The organism is Rhizobium sp. Root491 (genome assembly GCF_001427205.1).
Lineage (GTDB): Bacteria > Pseudomonadota > Alphaproteobacteria > Rhizobiales > Rhizobiaceae > Agrobacterium > Agrobacterium tumefaciens.
This window is the reverse complement of sequence record NZ_LMFF01000001.1, coordinates 732,556-746,126: the sequence shown is the minus strand read 5'-3', so window position 1 is coordinate 746,126 and position 13,571 is coordinate 732,556. Positions and strand designations below refer to the sequence as shown.

Genomic DNA, 13,571 nt, shown 5'->3' with positions numbered 1-13,571 from the left:
TGAGCATGTTCGTGACCGAGGCTTATGCCCAGTCAGCACCGACCGTAGGTGAAACGCATACGGAAACTCCGGCTGTCGGCCAGCCGCAACCGGAAGCCACGCACACGGAAACCGGTGTAGCGCACGGCGCCGAACACGGTGCTTCCGGCGTTTTCCCGCCGTTCGACCAGTCTACTTATGCATCGCAGGTCCTGTGGCTGGCGATCACGTTCGGCCTTTTCTACCTGCTCATGCAGAAGGTCATCGTTCCTCGCGTCGGCGGCATTCTTGAAAACCGTCATGGGCGCATTGCACAGGATCTCGATGAAGCGGCACGGCTGAAAAGCGAAGCCGACGCAGCCGTCGAAACCTATGAAAAAGAACTCGCGGCAGCCCGCGCCAAGGCAAGCTCGATAGGCTCCGCGGCACGTGACGCCGCCAAGGCGAAAGCCGATGCCGACCGCGTCGCTATCGAAGCCGGACTTGCCGAGAAGCTTGCCGCCGCCGAAAAGCGCATTGCGGGTATCAGGGATCAGGCATTCGCGGATGTCGGCGCCATTGCCGAGGAAACCGCGACCGCAATCGTCGACCAGCTGGTTGGCGCCAAGGTCAAGGATGCCGACGTCAAGGCCGCCATTGCAGCCGCTTCGACTGTGAAGGGAGCCTGATATGGCGTTTGATGCATCATTTTTCGCTCTTGTCGGTCTTGTCCTTTTCTTCGTCCTGATCGCCTATCTCAAGGTTCCGGGCATGCTCTCCAAGTCCCTGGACGAGCGCGCACAGAACATTCAGGACGAACTGGCCGAAGCCAAGCGTCTGCGCGAAGAGGCACAGCACCTGCTGGCCGAATATCAGCGCAAGCGCAAGGAAGCCGAAGCTGAAGCAGCCGGCATCGTTGCCGCTGCCGAACGCGAAGCGGCCGCCCTGACCGCCGAAGCCAAGCAGAAGACGGAAGAATTCGTCGTCCGCCGCACGGCCCTGTCGGAACAGAAGATCAAGCAGGCCGAAGAAGACGCCATCGGCGCCGTTCGTGCCGCCGCCGTGGACATCGCCATTGCAGCTTCCGAGAAGCTCATTGCCGAAAAGACCACCGCTGCCGCAAAGGCCAAACTTTTCGCCAACACCATTGGCGAAGTGAAGTCGAAGCTGAACTAAGTTCATCTCGGACTATTCAAAACCCCTCCGGCGCCCGCCGCGAGGGGTTTTTTGTTTTATGCCTCAGCCCGGGGCGGTGTTGGCAGGCTCGCGGTTGCACACTGTGGTGCCGGCTTGCAGCGTGTCTATCGATGTCTGTCGACCTTTGGAGCAAAAGCATCGGCTTTGAAGACTGGATGCTGGCCGGCAATTCGCGGCTGCCAATTTGTCGAGGCTTGTTAAGTGATCGCGGGATAGATTGTCTTGGCCTCGAGCGCTATCAGCACCGCCAGTACAAAAGCTGCAGCGGTGGCAACCAGAAATGCGCCACTGAAAGCCAGGCCTGCTTTCGCGATGCCCAAGCCGAGATCCTGCATCAGCCATCGTATCTGAGCCTGCGCATACCAGATCGTGGCGAGCGCGATAATGGTGAGCCCGAACGTAAGGCCATGTTCCAGAGGCATGGATGCAAAATCGAAGCCCAGAACCAGGACAAATGTAAACGGCGCAGCCACGTAACATTGGCTGAAGAACGGCGGACGCAGGGAGTTTCGGGTGATCCTCACCCGCTTCCACCGCAGAAGCGTGACGGCCATACACAGCGGATAAATCCCGAATATAACGCCACGCGCTATGAGCAGGTTCGAACCCGAACCAAGCTCCCGGGCGGCCAATGTGGGATCGTAAATGGTCGGAAGGGAGGCGGAGAGCCCCTGCGAAAATAGCAGAGTGATCAGGAGGAAGAGGGGTGGGCTCAGTGTGTCGTCATACTGGTCCTCGAGCCGATCCGCGAGTTCGCTATCGGCGTAGCGCATCATGCTGAGCGGTGCGACGACCGATCGCCACATTGTCAGCGGATAGAAGAGGAGCCATGAAACCAGCTCGTAGAGAAGTTCTTCGAGCGACTTCAACAGTTTCATGAAATCCAAATCTCTTCTCCCAAAGCCCGTCAAGTCCACGCATTGAGATAGAATTCTACCAGTGGAGACGTAGATCGTCACCTCATGGCAGGGCGCTGAAATCCGGGGCGAGACCGCATTCTCCGCTTCAGGATCGTGGTTTTCGATCAATCCTGCTTCAGCGGCCTGAAACTCATCCGGTGCAGCGGGCAGGGCCCATGGCTTTCTATGGCGCGCAGGTGGGCTGGTGTGCCGTAACCCGCATGGCCTTCGAAACCATAGGAGCTGTGCACTACACCGGCCCGTTCCATCATCCGGTCACGGGTCACCTTGGCGATGATCGAAGCGGCGGCGATTGAGAGGGAGCGGGAATCGCCCTTGATGACGGCCTTCGACTCGCAGGTGATGCCCGGCGGCTTGTCGCGGCCATCTGCCAGCACGAGGGCTGGGGAAATTTCGAGGCCGAGTACGGCGCGACGCATCGCGTCGAGGCTGGCGCGCAGGATATTCATGGTGTCGATAAGGCCGGGGCCGGAGGAGGCGACGGAAACTATCGATGTTTCCATGATTTGCAGAAACAGGCTTTCCCGTTTCAGCTTGGTCAGTTTCTTGGAATCGTCAAGACCACCAGGAATATTGTCGGGATCGAGAATGACAGCTGCCGCAACCACTGGTCCCGCGAGAGGCCCCCGGCCTGCCTCATCCGTGCCGGCCACGGGCCAAAGCCCCTTCTTCCTCGCTTCAAGTTCGAAGGAGAAATCGGGGCCCGTATCGGCGAGATCAAAGAGGGCAGGAGAATCGGGTGTGGTGCGGCGTTTCATGCGGCAGAAACTTGCACACACACCCGATCTCCTGCAAGCCCCCGGAAGCGGGCGATGACGGGCGCGGCCAGCCGGGTCAAGGGGCGTGGCCAACCGTGCCCCTTAGGTCGTCATGACCTTTGATCCTCCAACGGGGCGGCGGAGGAAAAACGATCGCACGCGAGGCGGCGGGTTCCGGGGGTGATGTCCGACGGGCCAGGGAAAACCCGCCGGGCATTTCGTCAAGAGCATGGCCCCGTCAACAGGAAAGGGCCACCACTCCTTATGTGTCTGCACCGCTGGGTATCGTTGCACGCATCGTACTGCGCCCTCGATCGGCCAAGCGGGCCTCATATTTTCAAAGCAGCGACAATTGCACGCCGGCACCTCCCGGCGGCACGAAGATATCGTCGCGCAGGTGAATGCCGCGGCGGATGAGGCCAAGCCGTTTCGTCGCCATTTCGAAACGCCTGCCTATCTGCCATGCATAGGGACCAGCACCCTTCATGCGTTTTCCGAATTCCGCATCGTAATCCTTGCCGTCGCGCATGGAGCGCACCAGCGACATGACATGCCGGTAGCGGTCCGGATAGTTGCGCAGCAGCCAGTCGCGGAAGAGGGGGCTGACCTCCAGCGGCAGGCGCAGCAGCACGTAGGAGGCCTCCGTTGCGCCAGCGGCCTTGCCGGCTTCGAGAATGCGTTCGATCTCATGATCGTTGAGTGCGGGAATGACGGGTGCCATCATCACCGCCACGGGAATGCCGGCATCCGTCAGCGCCTTGACCGCTTCCAGCCGCTTTTCGGGCGTGGCGGCGCGCGGTTCCATGCTGCGTGCCAGCTTGCGGTCCAGCGTCGTCACGGAAATACCAACCTTGACGAGACCTTTCTTGGCCATGGGCGCGAGAATATCGATATCCCGCTTGATCAGGGCCGATTTGGTGACGATGGCGACGGGATGGTCGGCCTTTGCCAGCACTTCCAGTATCTGCCGCATGATGCGCCATTCGCGCTCGATCGGCTGATAGGGGTCGGTATTGGTGCCGATGGCAATGACGCGAGGCTTGTAGCCGGGCTTCGCCAGCTCCCTTTCGAGCAGTTTTGCCGCATCCGGCTTGGCGAAAAGCTTCGCCTCGAAATCCAGCCCCGCAGAAAGCCCCATATAGCTGTGCGTCGGACGGGCGAAACAGTAGATGCAGCCATGTTCGCAGCCGCGATAGGGATTGATGGAACGGTCGAAAGGGATGTCAGGCGATTCGTTGCGGCTGATGATGCTGCGCGGCTTTTCCACCTGCACTTCGGTGCGGAACTCCGGCAGCTCCTCCAGAGTCTGCCAGCCATCGTCGAAAACCTCCCGCTGCAGGGCCTCAAAGCGCCCACCCGGGTTAAGTCCGGCACCACGCCCGCGACGACGGTCGATCTCGATGCGCAGGCCCGACGCATCGGCCAACGCATTGGCAATGTCAGGCGTATGGCTCGGCTGGAAAGCAGCCTGCCCCGAAAGCGTATGGTCTCTCATCTGGATGCTCCCAGGGTGCCGCACGCCTCTCAAGGCAAGCCAACGCCCTAAACCGTTTCCACTCGAACCGGCGTTTCATTGCCTCTTCGAATGATTAAATTCCTACCGCAAAAATGAGAACATTACAAGAACAAAAAATGCAAAATCGATAGCTGGCCGACCCGCGGCCGGGGTCTTGTTTGTGTCAATCCCACCTGAAGGTGGGTTAGAGTTAAGCCTGAACGGTCGCGGATTTTCTGACATCCAGTGCAGTGGCAATTTATTGTGCGATGCGTTAGAGCTATGCATATGTTGACAGTCATAATGGAATGCCGGGATCAGGAACCGGAACTGGCGCATACGCTGTCTGCGCTTGTAACCGGGGCCGTGGAAGGGCTGGTAAGCGACGTTGTGATCCTCGATCACGGTTCGCGCGATGGATCGTCGCGCGTCGCCGATGCCGCTGGTTGCCGTTTTTATGCGCAGTGGGATATTGAGGATGTCATGCGCTCGGCGCGCGGGCATTGGATCCTGCTGGTCGAACCTGGTGCGCGTCCGCAGAGCGGCTGGATCGAAGAGATTCTCGAATATGTGGCTGTCTGTGCCGAGCCCGCGCGTTTTTCGCCGTCCCGGTATCACAAGCGGCCCTTTTTCAGCCGGATAGTGCGCCGCCGTCCTCCCTTGGAATGCGGCTACCTGATGCCGAAGAAACATGCGGTGGCGATCGCAAAATCCGGCATGGGCCTGACACAGCTCGTGCACGCGCAAAAGCCGCGCCGCCTGAATGCGGAACTGGTTCCCGCCTGGACGGCGAGAACTTCCAACTAACCTGCAACGATGATGAAGCTGCTGTCCCTAGCGGGTGGTGATCACCTTGCCGGGGTTCATGATGCCGGCGGGGTCAAAGGCGTGTTTGATGCGTCGCATCAGGTCCATTTCAATGCCAGGCCTGATCGCGGCCAGCTCGTCGCGCTTCAACTGGCCGATGCCATGTTCGGCCGATATCGAGCCGCCGAGCGACAATACGATGCCGTGCACGATCTCGTTCATATCCCGCCAGCGACCGATGAATTCAGCTTTGTCCGCACCAACCGGCTGGGAAATATTGTAGTGGATGTTGCCATCGCCCAGATGGCCGAAGGCGCAGACGCGGGCGCCGGGAATGGCGGCAAGAACGGCCTTTTCCGCCGTTGCCATGAATTCCGGTATCTTCGACACCGGAACGGAAACGTCGTGTTTGATAGAGCCGCCTTCCGGCTTTTGCGCATCCGACATGCTTTCGCGCATATGCCAGAGCGCCTGACGCTGCGCTTCCGATGAAGCGATCACCGCATCCTCGACCAGCCCGGCCGAAAAACCGCGCTCCAACAGCGATTGCATCATTGTTTCAGCCGTCTCAGCCGAATCGGAGGTGGAGATATCGATGAGCGCGTACCAGTCATGCGGCGTTTGTAGCGGATCGCGCACGCCGGGAATATGTTTGGCGGTGAATTCCACGCCGATGCGCGGCATCAGCTCAAAACCGGTCAGCGCTGTGCCGCAGAGGTTTGAGGCCATTTCGAACAGCTTCAACGCATCGTCGGTGGATCGAAGACCGGCAAAACCCACCTGATGGCCGAGCGGCACGGGGAAAAGCTTCAGCACCGCACCGGTGATAACGCCGAGCGTGCCTTCCGAACCGATGAAGAGATCGCGCAGATCGTAACCCGTATTGTCCTTTTTCAGCCGGCGAAGCCCGTCCCAGATTTCACCTGTCGGCAGCACCACTTCAAGCCCCAGGCAAAGCTGGCGCATATTGCCATAAGCGAGAACCGCCGTGCCGCCAGCATTGGTGGCCAGATTACCGCCGATGCGGCACGAACCCTGCGAACCGAGCGACAGCGGGAACATCCGCTCCACGGTCGATGCGGCCTTGTGAATGTCGTCGAGAATGCAACCGGCATCCGCAACGATGGTATTGGCGACCGGATCGATGTCGCGGATACGGTTCATGCGCTCGAGCGAGAGGATGATGTCGGTTCCGTCAGCACGCGGCGTCTGGCCACCCACAAGGCCAGTATTGCCGGTCTGCGGCACGATGGGCGTGCCGGTCTCGCTGGCGAGCTTCAGGATGGCTGCAACCTCCTCGACAGTGCCGGGCTTGAGCAGCAGCGGTGACGCACCATGGTAAAGCCCGCGATTTTCCACAAGACGCGGCGCCATTTCCACAGCGTCGCGCACCGCGTTTTTTTCGCCGACAATGGCAGTGAAGCGGTCGAGGATGTCGGAGGAGGGGGCTGCGATTGTCATTGGCGTCTCGCTGTCATTTGAAACGGTGGGCGAAATGGTGAAGTACCGTCAGCCTCGCGGCGCGGCGGCGCGGGAAAGGCGGTCATTGATCGCCTCTCCAAGACCGTGGCCGGGAATGGTTGTGACCGCGATTGTCGCGGCACCGCTCGCGTCGGCTGCTTTGAGATAATCGAACAGATTGGCGGCCGCCTCGGCAAGGTCGCCGGAAGGGCTGAGGTCGAGAACGGTACGGGCCGTCTCTTGTCCCTCAACCGCGATGCCGCCGAACCGGATCAGTGCCTCGTCGGAAGAAACGGACGTCGCGTCGAGGCGAACGGCTGCACCGGGCGCATAATGCGAGGCGAGCATTCCGGGTGCCTCGATGGCGGCTGATGCCTTTTCCGGCCGTTCGAGCTGGGTGCCGGTGATGCGCTCGATCTCCTCGGTGACGATGCCGCCGGGACGAAGCAGCCGCACCCGCCCGTCGTCTTCCACTTTGACGATGGTGGATTCGACACCGACGGAGGCAGCACCGCCATCAAGAATGAGGTTGATCCTGTTACCGAGATCGGCCTCGACATGGGCCGCACTGGTGGGGCTGATCTTGCCGGAACTATTGGCACTGGGCGCAGCAAGAGGTTTGTCGAACCGGCGGATCAGATCACCGGCGAAACCCTGCGGCACGCGAATGCCGACGGTATCGAGCCCCGCCGTTGCGAGTGAGTGAATGCCGCTTGCCGGTTTCAGTGGCAGAACCAGCGTCAACGGGCCGGGCCAGAAGGCTTCGGCGAGGCGTCGCGACACGGGATCGAAAACCGCATAACGTTCGGCCATGGCGATATCGGCCATATGGCAGATCAGTGGATTAAACTGCGGCCTGCCTTTCGTTTCGTAAATGCGGGCAATGGCCGCCGGATCTGTTGCGTCCGCAGCAAGGCCGTAGACGGTTTCCGTGGGCAGGGCGATTGGCTGGCCGCGGGAAAGCTCCTCGACAGCCGCCTGCAAGGCGGTTTCCCGCTCGTTTTCGATATCGATATGACGCGCCATGATGCTGCCTTTCAGGGCGTCAATAGCGTATTTCAGGGCCTTATGGAAAGCGCTATCGTGGCTTTTATATTGCCTTGATGATCTTGCGCATCTCATCCGAGCGGGCGCCGAGCATAAGCACGTTTTTGAGCGCTACGCGCGGGTCGTGGGTCTGGAACAGCAGGCCGCCGCGATGGAAGGAGGTATCGATGGCGACGTTCTTGTTTGGAAGCGCGTTGATGGCGACTGCGAAATACATCCGCGAATAGCGCGCATCGATGTTTTCGAAGAAGTTCTCGGCCCCGCTCAACTCGGCGAAGAAATTCGCGAAATAGAATGACCAGAGCACATGGCGCTCGGCGTCGAAACTGGTTTTCGCTGCCGTGACATGGCAATAGCCGAGATGCGGCCGCTCATCCAGCAGATGGTGGAAAACCATCTTGGGAAAACGGATGGACTGGTGAAAGCCATTGAGACGGCTATGGGTGGCGTCGGCAGCAGCCTCGAGCTTGCGCCCGGTCATCGCCGCCACTTCTTCATGGCTGTAATAGACGCGTTCCCTCGGCAGCCAGCGTTCTTCGTAGCGGCTGATGCGCCCGGTTCGCAGGAAATCCGAATGCGCGGTCTTTGAACGTATCGGCGTGACCGAATGTTTGCCGGCATCGAAATAACGTATGCGTGTCGCCTTCTCCACCCGGAACGCCCTCGTTGTTGTCGATCAGGCAATATAGTTTAGGGCATGTTAAAACTCCGTTGCGCCACACCCCCCGTTTTTTAACGGGTAGAGAGGGAGCTGCGCGACATCATGCGTCATATTGCGACGTTGTTTCCGGCGGGGAATAGCTGCCGGATTTCGCAGCGGAATGGCGTGCAACGGCCATTGGCGCATGTCGCAATTTGTCGCCAATGCGGAAGCCGATGTCGCTGTCTGCGCTACCGCAAATGAACGCTGATGTTTAGATGGGATCACACTTCCGCAGTCCGATAAATGGTGTGGGGCAGGGCGGTTTGATCGAGGATTTGGCCATGGAATTGCGTGATACCGTACTGCGTCAGCTGAAGAACCGCCGCGAAGGCTTCAGCCTGGAACAGTCTTTCTACACGGACCCGGATTATTTCAATCTGGACATGGAAACCATCTGGTATCGCGACTGGCTGTTTGTCGGCCATGATTGCGAAGTGCCGAAGGCCGGTAACTACATCACCGTTCAGGTCGGCGCCTATTCCGTCGTCATCATTCGCGGTCGCGACGGACAGATTCGCGCCCTCCATAATTCCTGTCGCCATCGCGGTTCCCGCGTCTGCTCTTCTCATAAGGGCCAGTCCGCACGCCTCGTCTGTCCCTATCACCAGTGGACCTACGATCTGGACGGCAAGCTGCTGTTTGCCCGCCATATGGGCGATGATTTCGACAAGGCTGAATTCGGCCTGAAGCCGGTCCACTGCGAAACCGTTGCCGGTTACGTCTTCATCTGCCTGGCAGACCAGCCCGCCGATTTCGCGCCGATGCGCGCCGAGGTCGAAAGCTACATGGCGCCGCATCGCATCTGGGAAGCCAAGGTCGCGCACGAAAGCACGATCATCGAAAAGGGTAACTGGAAGCTCGTCTGGGAAAACAACCGCGAGTGCTACCATTGCGCCGCCAACCATCCGGAACTCTGCCGCACCTATCCTGAAAACCCGAGCGTTACGGGTACGGACGGTGGTGCAAGCGATCCCGAGATCGGTGGCCACTGGGCACGCTGCGAGGCTGCCGGCCTGCCGAGCCGCTTCAAGATCGATCCGAAAGGCCAGTTCCGTGTTGCCCGCATGCCGCTGATCGGCGAGGCGGAAAGCTACACCATGTCGGGAAAACGCGCCGTGCGCCGGCCGCTTTCCGATGATGTCAGCATCAGCCATATCGGCGCGCTGCTTCTGTTCCATTATCCGACGACCTGGAACCACTTCCTCGGCGACCACACCATTTCCTTCCGCGTGCTGCCGCTCAACGCCAATGAGACCATGGTCACTACCAAATGGCTGGTGCACAAGGATGCGGTTGAAGGCGTGGATTACGATCTCGAGGATCTCACGCACGTCTGGAACGAAACCAACGATCAGGACCGCCGCATCGTCGAGGAAAACGCATTCGGCATCCGCTCGCCCGCTTACCAGCCCGGCCCCTATTCCATGGAAGACGAGGGCGGCGTGATGCAGTTCGTCAACTGGTATGCCGATTTCATGGTTGACCGGCTGTCGGGCGACAAGGCCCGCCTTTCGGCAGTAGCGTAACGCGAAGATGAATATGGCTGTGACCTACAAGCACATAGACGAGATGAAGCCGTGGAGCGACAAGCTCCACTTGCTGGAATGCATTTCGGTGACGCCCGAGACGCCTGACGTGATGACATTCCTGTTCCGGTCGGAGGATCAGAACTGGTTCCGTTACCTGCCGGGCCAGTTCGTGACACTGGAGTTGCCGGTAGGCAAGGAGCCGCTCTACCGCACCTACACATTGTCCTCCAGCCCGTCGCGACCCTATGCGCTGTCGGTCACGGTCAAGGCGCAGGCCACCAGCATCGGCACGCGCTGGATGTTCGACAATCTGAAGCCCGGCATGAAAATCCGGGCGCTCGGCCCGCTCGGCGATTTCTCTTATGTACGGCATCCCGGCGACAAATACCTGTTCATCTCGGCCGGCTCCGGCGTGACGCCGATGATGTCGATGGTGCGCGACATGAGCGACCGCGCGCCGCAGAGTGACATCGCCTTCATCAATTGCTCGCGCTCGCCATCCGATATCGTGTTCCGTCACGAGCTGGAATATCTTGCCCGCTTCATGCCGAAACTGTCGCTCGGTTTCATCGTGGAAAATTGCGGCCGCACTGATCTCTGGTCCGGCTTGAAGGGCATGGTCGACAAGGCCAAGATTGCGCTTCTGTCGCCTGATTTCATGGATCGCACGGTGTTCTGTTGCGGACCGGAGCCTTTCATGGCCGCCATCCGCTCCATGCTGGATGCTTCCGGCTTCGACATGAGCCGTTACCACCAGGAAAGCTTTTCGCCAGCCGCCCCGGTTGTTGTGGGCGAGAGTATTCACACCGTGGCGGATGGCGAAGCACTCTCGATGGTGGGGTTTACGCTTTCCGGCAAGGAAGTGCCGTGCCAGCCCGGCCAGACCGTTCTGATGACGGCGCGCGCCGCCGGTGTGCGCATCGGTGCCGCCTGCGAATCGGGGATTTGCGGCACCTGCCGGGTGCTGAAGCTCTCCGGCGAGGTGGAGATGAACCACAATGGCGGCATTCTCGATGACGAAATCGATGAAGGCTATATCCTCGCCTGCTGCTCGCGGCCGTTGACCGACGTGAAGGTGGAAGCCTGAGCGCACGAAATCCTGCGTCTTATGCGGGAATCTATTTTTGAACCGGAACCAAAGGTCTTAAAACTCGTTTGCACGTCATCGAATTCTTTTCGGGTGTTTCAATGGGGCTGCCCCTACCTCCGACAAGACCGAGTAGTTAGAAAGCGCGGTTCAACGCGCTACAGCAAACGGAGGAAAGATCATGATGAATTTCCGCACGACGAGCGTCGCTACGGCGGTTGTCCTGTTCCTGACAAGCTTCACGCCGTCGCAGGCGTTCCAGGCGCCTGTTCCGATGGCAAAGCCGGCAATCTCAACCGAGAATGTAGTGCCGGTGCAGTACCGTGAATGGGACCGCCGAGGTGACCGTAGATACGGCGACCGCATGTATCGTCCGCGCCCGTCGCGGGACGGATATTATAACGGCCATCGCGGCTATCGCGACCGCCGTCCGGGTTACCGCTATCACAACGGAATGTGGTTCCCGCTGGCGGCCTTCGCCACTGGCGCAATCATTGGCGGTGCCATGGCGCAGCCGAGACCGGCCTATGGCGGCAGCCATGTTGCCTGGTGCCAGAACCGTTGGCGCTCTTACCGCGCCTACGATAACAGCTACCAGCCGAACAGCGGTCCGCGTCGTGTATGTGTATCTCCATACAGCCGTTAAGCACGCCTTTCGAAAGCCCGGATCTGATCCGGGCTTTTGCTTTCGGGTGGCGAGTTTCGGTAACCGAAGCGTGACAACGCCGTTAATGCTGGGTTCAGGCGAAAGCGCCTAGCCTGCAACCTGTGATGTTCCAGCCAGCACCGACAAACTGGCTGGATAAAAAGAAAAAGGTGTTATTATTCACGTGCAACGGCCTGTCGACCGTCGTGAATGGAGGAAGTCAGATGAGAAGCTATGTGAAGAATATCCTGGCTGTCGGTCTTTCTGCAATCGTGGTTGCAGGAGCGATTGTTCCCGCTGAGGCAATGCCATTGCTGATGGCGCCGAAGAGTGTCGAGACCCTGGGTAACGATGCCGGCAAGAATGTCGTCAATGTGCAATACTGGCGCGATCGTGACTATCGTGGCGGCTGGGGCGGCGAACGCCGCGGCTGGTACGGCGGCCATCGCGGTTATCGCGACTACCGCCCGGGTTATCGTCACCACGACGGTTACTGGTTCCCGCTCGCAGCCTTTGCGACGGGCGCGATCATCGGCGGCGCACTGTCGCAGCCGCGCGAAGTCTACCGCCCGGTTCCGGAATATCGCCCGCGTCCGGTCTACCGCGAATATCGTCCGGTCCGTCGTGCCGGCATGAGCCAGGCGCATGTGAACTGGTGCTATGGCCGTTATCGGTCCTACGATGCCTATAGCAACACGTTCCAGCCCTACAATGGCCCACGCCAGCCCTGCTATTCGCCTTACAGCTGATAGCACTACTCCGTCACTCCGGCCTTCATCCGGCAAGACGGAGTAGGGATTGACCAGCCTGATAGTTATTACGAGCCGCCCGGATACGGGCGGCTTTTTGTTTTCACAGAATGCGCGCCCGCTTCAGCACGAACCAGGCAAGCATAACCGAAATCACGATGAAGATGCTGGCCGCCATCGTGCCGCCGGTGCCGACCGTAAATGGCAACTCATCCGTGTTCATGCCGAAGAAGCCGGTGACCAGCGATGGCGGCAGCAGGAATGCCGTCATCAGCGACAGGATATAAAGATGCCGGTTGGTTTCGGACGAGAGCTTGGAATCGATTTCCTCGTGCAGCAGCCTTGCGCGTTCCTGTAGGGCGTAGACATCGTGATCGACGGCCTCGAGGCGGCCCATCAGCCGCGAGGCGACATCCTCGAAACCGTCAGGCATCTCGTCCTCATCGGCGGCAGACGCCCGCCGCATCAGGGTGAGCACCGTGCGCAGATGCCGATGGAGGCGAACGACCGTGCGCCTGAGCGGCGCAAGCCGCCGCCGCTCGTCGCGGTTTTCGCTGTCATAGACCAGGTCCTCGATGGCGTTCAGCTCTTCGGTCGTTTCCATCACCAGGCTGATCAGCGAACGCTGGAATTCCGCGACGAGGCCTTCGAAGACATGGGCCGGCGTGAGGTAGCGGTTGGAATTCTTGTCGACTGCCGCTTTCAGCCGGTCGACTGAGCGCAACGGTTGCAGACGGGTGGTAATGATGAAACGGTCGCTGACCGCGAAATGCAGCCAACCGAAATCACGCGTTTCCTGATCGAACTCGCGCTGGAAATCGACCAGCGTCCCATAAAGTGACTTTTCATCCACCGTGATGGACGGATGGGTTTCATGGGTGGTGAGGCTTGCCAGCGCTGCCGGATCGAGACCATCGATCGTTTCGAGAAAGCCCGCCACCCGCTGATCCGCGAGATTGAGGTGCAGCCAGAAGAAGCCCTCGCATTGCGCCATCTCGCCAAAGCCCGCATCGGGCGCAAGCCGCCGGCATGGCGCCGTTCCGGGGTGGAATTGATAGGCCCAGACAAGGCCGGGGATAGCGGGCGTTATGGGATCCATCAAGGCAGTCCTGACCGGCGGAATGGGAGGGGAGGCGTCCGTCGCCCCAAGACGGAAACGGCAGCGGTGGCACGGCACCTGTCAGCGCATGCTGAGCAAATTCATATGACAGTTT

Annotated in this window: 14 protein-coding genes; 7 read left to right on the top strand and 7 right to left on the bottom strand. The window is 59.9% G+C overall.

Annotation, left to right across the window (positions count from 1 at the left end):
* Positions 1-5 precede the first annotated feature (5 nt).
* Entirely contained in the window at positions 6-647 is a 642-nt protein-coding gene (locus tag ASD46_RS03770) for a F0F1 ATP synthase subunit B (RefSeq protein ID WP_003511698.1), read from the top strand.
* A gap of 1 nt (position 648) precedes the next feature.
* Positions 649-1,134: a F0F1 ATP synthase subunit B gene (locus tag ASD46_RS03765; protein WP_003511699.1), complete on the top strand. Its 486-nt coding sequence runs from the start codon at positions 649-651 to the stop codon at positions 1,132-1,134.
* 218 nt (positions 1,135-1,352) lie between these two features.
* Here ASD46_RS03765 and ASD46_RS03760 read toward each other — a convergent pair whose 3' ends face one another.
* From ASD46_RS03760 to ASD46_RS03750, 3 genes are all read right to left on the bottom strand, one after another.
* On the bottom strand, positions 1,353-2,042 hold the full coding sequence (locus tag ASD46_RS03760; protein WP_013635580.1) for a hypothetical protein: 690 nt from the start codon (positions 2,040-2,042) through the stop codon (positions 1,353-1,355).
* A gap of 137 nt (positions 2,043-2,179) precedes the next feature.
* On the bottom strand, positions 2,180-2,833 hold the full coding sequence (locus ASD46_RS03755; protein WP_019564214.1) for a ribonuclease HII: 654 nt from the start codon (positions 2,831-2,833) through the stop codon (positions 2,180-2,182).
* 337 nt (positions 2,834-3,170) lie between these two features.
* Complete coding sequence (locus ASD46_RS03750; RefSeq protein WP_003511704.1) at positions 3,171-4,328, bottom strand: PA0069 family radical SAM protein; 1,158 nt, start codon at positions 4,326-4,328, stop codon at positions 3,171-3,173.
* Positions 4,329-4,616: 288 nt separating this feature from the next.
* Between ASD46_RS03750 and ASD46_RS03745 the strand changes: the two genes are divergently transcribed.
* A complete protein-coding gene (locus ASD46_RS03745; RefSeq protein ID WP_003511706.1) occupies positions 4,617-5,135 on the top strand; it encodes a hypothetical protein in 519 nt (172 codons plus the stop codon).
* A gap of 27 nt (positions 5,136-5,162) precedes the next feature.
* Here ASD46_RS03745 and ASD46_RS03740 read toward each other — a convergent pair whose 3' ends face one another.
* From ASD46_RS03740 to ASD46_RS03730, 3 genes are all read right to left on the bottom strand, one after another.
* Positions 5,163-6,596 (bottom strand): FAD-binding oxidoreductase, encoded by a 1,434-nt coding sequence (locus ASD46_RS03740; protein WP_035197916.1) that lies wholly within the window; start codon positions 6,594-6,596, stop codon positions 5,163-5,165.
* Positions 6,597-6,644: 48 nt separating this feature from the next.
* The gene (locus ASD46_RS03735) at positions 6,645-7,622 is read right to left on the bottom strand and encodes an L-threonylcarbamoyladenylate synthase (RefSeq protein ID WP_025592631.1); all 978 of its coding nucleotides are present in this window, start codon (positions 7,620-7,622) and stop codon (positions 6,645-6,647) included.
* Between the two features lie 64 nt (positions 7,623-7,686).
* On the bottom strand, positions 7,687-8,295 hold the full coding sequence (locus ASD46_RS03730; RefSeq protein ID WP_013635584.1) for a DUF6656 family protein: 609 nt from the start codon (positions 8,293-8,295) through the stop codon (positions 7,687-7,689).
* A gap of 332 nt (positions 8,296-8,627) precedes the next feature.
* Here ASD46_RS03730 and ASD46_RS03725 point away from each other — a divergent pair, with 332 nt between their 5' ends.
* The 4 genes from ASD46_RS03725 to ASD46_RS03710 all read left to right on the top strand — a co-directional run bounded on the left by ASD46_RS03725 (position 8,628) and on the right by ASD46_RS03710 (position 12,357).
* On the top strand, positions 8,628-9,872 hold the full coding sequence (locus ASD46_RS03725) for an aromatic ring-hydroxylating oxygenase subunit alpha (protein ID WP_013635586.1): 1,245 nt from the start codon (positions 8,628-8,630) through the stop codon (positions 9,870-9,872).
* A gap of 7 nt (positions 9,873-9,879) precedes the next feature.
* Complete coding sequence (locus ASD46_RS03720) at positions 9,880-10,962, top strand: hybrid-cluster NAD(P)-dependent oxidoreductase (protein ID WP_025592633.1); 1,083 nt, start codon at positions 9,880-9,882, stop codon at positions 10,960-10,962.
* A 181-nt stretch (positions 10,963-11,143) separates the two neighbouring features.
* The gene (locus ASD46_RS03715) at positions 11,144-11,608 is read left to right on the top strand and encodes a BA14K family protein (protein WP_003511718.1); all 465 of its coding nucleotides are present in this window, start codon (positions 11,144-11,146) and stop codon (positions 11,606-11,608) included.
* A gap of 224 nt (positions 11,609-11,832) precedes the next feature.
* The gene (locus tag ASD46_RS03710) at positions 11,833-12,357 is read left to right on the top strand and encodes a BA14K family protein (RefSeq protein WP_025592635.1); all 525 of its coding nucleotides are present in this window, start codon (positions 11,833-11,835) and stop codon (positions 12,355-12,357) included.
* Between the two features lie 103 nt (positions 12,358-12,460).
* Here the strand turns inward: ASD46_RS03710 and ASD46_RS03705 are convergent, their stop codons facing one another.
* Positions 12,461-13,456, bottom strand: a complete 996-nt coding sequence (locus tag ASD46_RS03705; RefSeq protein WP_025592636.1) for a transporter — start codon at positions 13,454-13,456, stop codon at positions 12,461-12,463.
* Positions 13,457-13,571: the final 115 nt, after the last annotated feature.

Bases quoted from the DNA above. Each gene is read 5' to 3' on its own strand.
- ASD46_RS03710 (WP_025592635.1), top strand. From the start codon at position 11,833: ATGAGAAGCTATGTGAAGAATATCCTGGCTGTCGGTCTTTCTGCAATC.
- ASD46_RS03740 (WP_035197916.1), bottom strand. From the start codon at position 6,596: ATGACAATCGCAGCCCCCTCCTCCGACATCCTCGACCGCTTCACTGCC.
- ASD46_RS03745 (WP_003511706.1), top strand. From the start codon at position 4,617: ATGTTGACAGTCATAATGGAATGCCGGGATCAGGAACCGGAACTGGCG.
- ASD46_RS03725 (WP_013635586.1), top strand. From the start codon at position 8,628: ATGGAATTGCGTGATACCGTACTGCGTCAGCTGAAGAACCGCCGCGAA.
- ASD46_RS03705 (WP_025592636.1), bottom strand. From the start codon at position 13,456: ATGGATCCCATAACGCCCGCTATCCCCGGCCTTGTCTGGGCCTATCAA.
- ASD46_RS03735 (WP_025592631.1), bottom strand. From the start codon at position 7,622: ATGGCGCGTCATATCGATATCGAAAACGAGCGGGAAACCGCCTTGCAG.
- ASD46_RS03755 (WP_019564214.1), bottom strand. From the start codon at position 2,833: ATGAAACGCCGCACCACACCCGATTCTCCTGCCCTCTTTGATCTCGCC.
- ASD46_RS03750 (WP_003511704.1), bottom strand. From the start codon at position 4,328: ATGAGAGACCATACGCTTTCGGGGCAGGCTGCTTTCCAGCCGAGCCAT.
- ASD46_RS03720 (WP_025592633.1), top strand. From the start codon at position 9,880: ATGAATATGGCTGTGACCTACAAGCACATAGACGAGATGAAGCCGTGG.
- ASD46_RS03765 (WP_003511699.1), top strand. From the start codon at position 649: ATGGCGTTTGATGCATCATTTTTCGCTCTTGTCGGTCTTGTCCTTTTC.
- ASD46_RS03770 (WP_003511698.1), top strand. From the start codon at position 6: ATGTTCGTGACCGAGGCTTATGCCCAGTCAGCACCGACCGTAGGTGAA.
- ASD46_RS03715 (WP_003511718.1), top strand. From the start codon at position 11,144: ATGATGAATTTCCGCACGACGAGCGTCGCTACGGCGGTTGTCCTGTTC.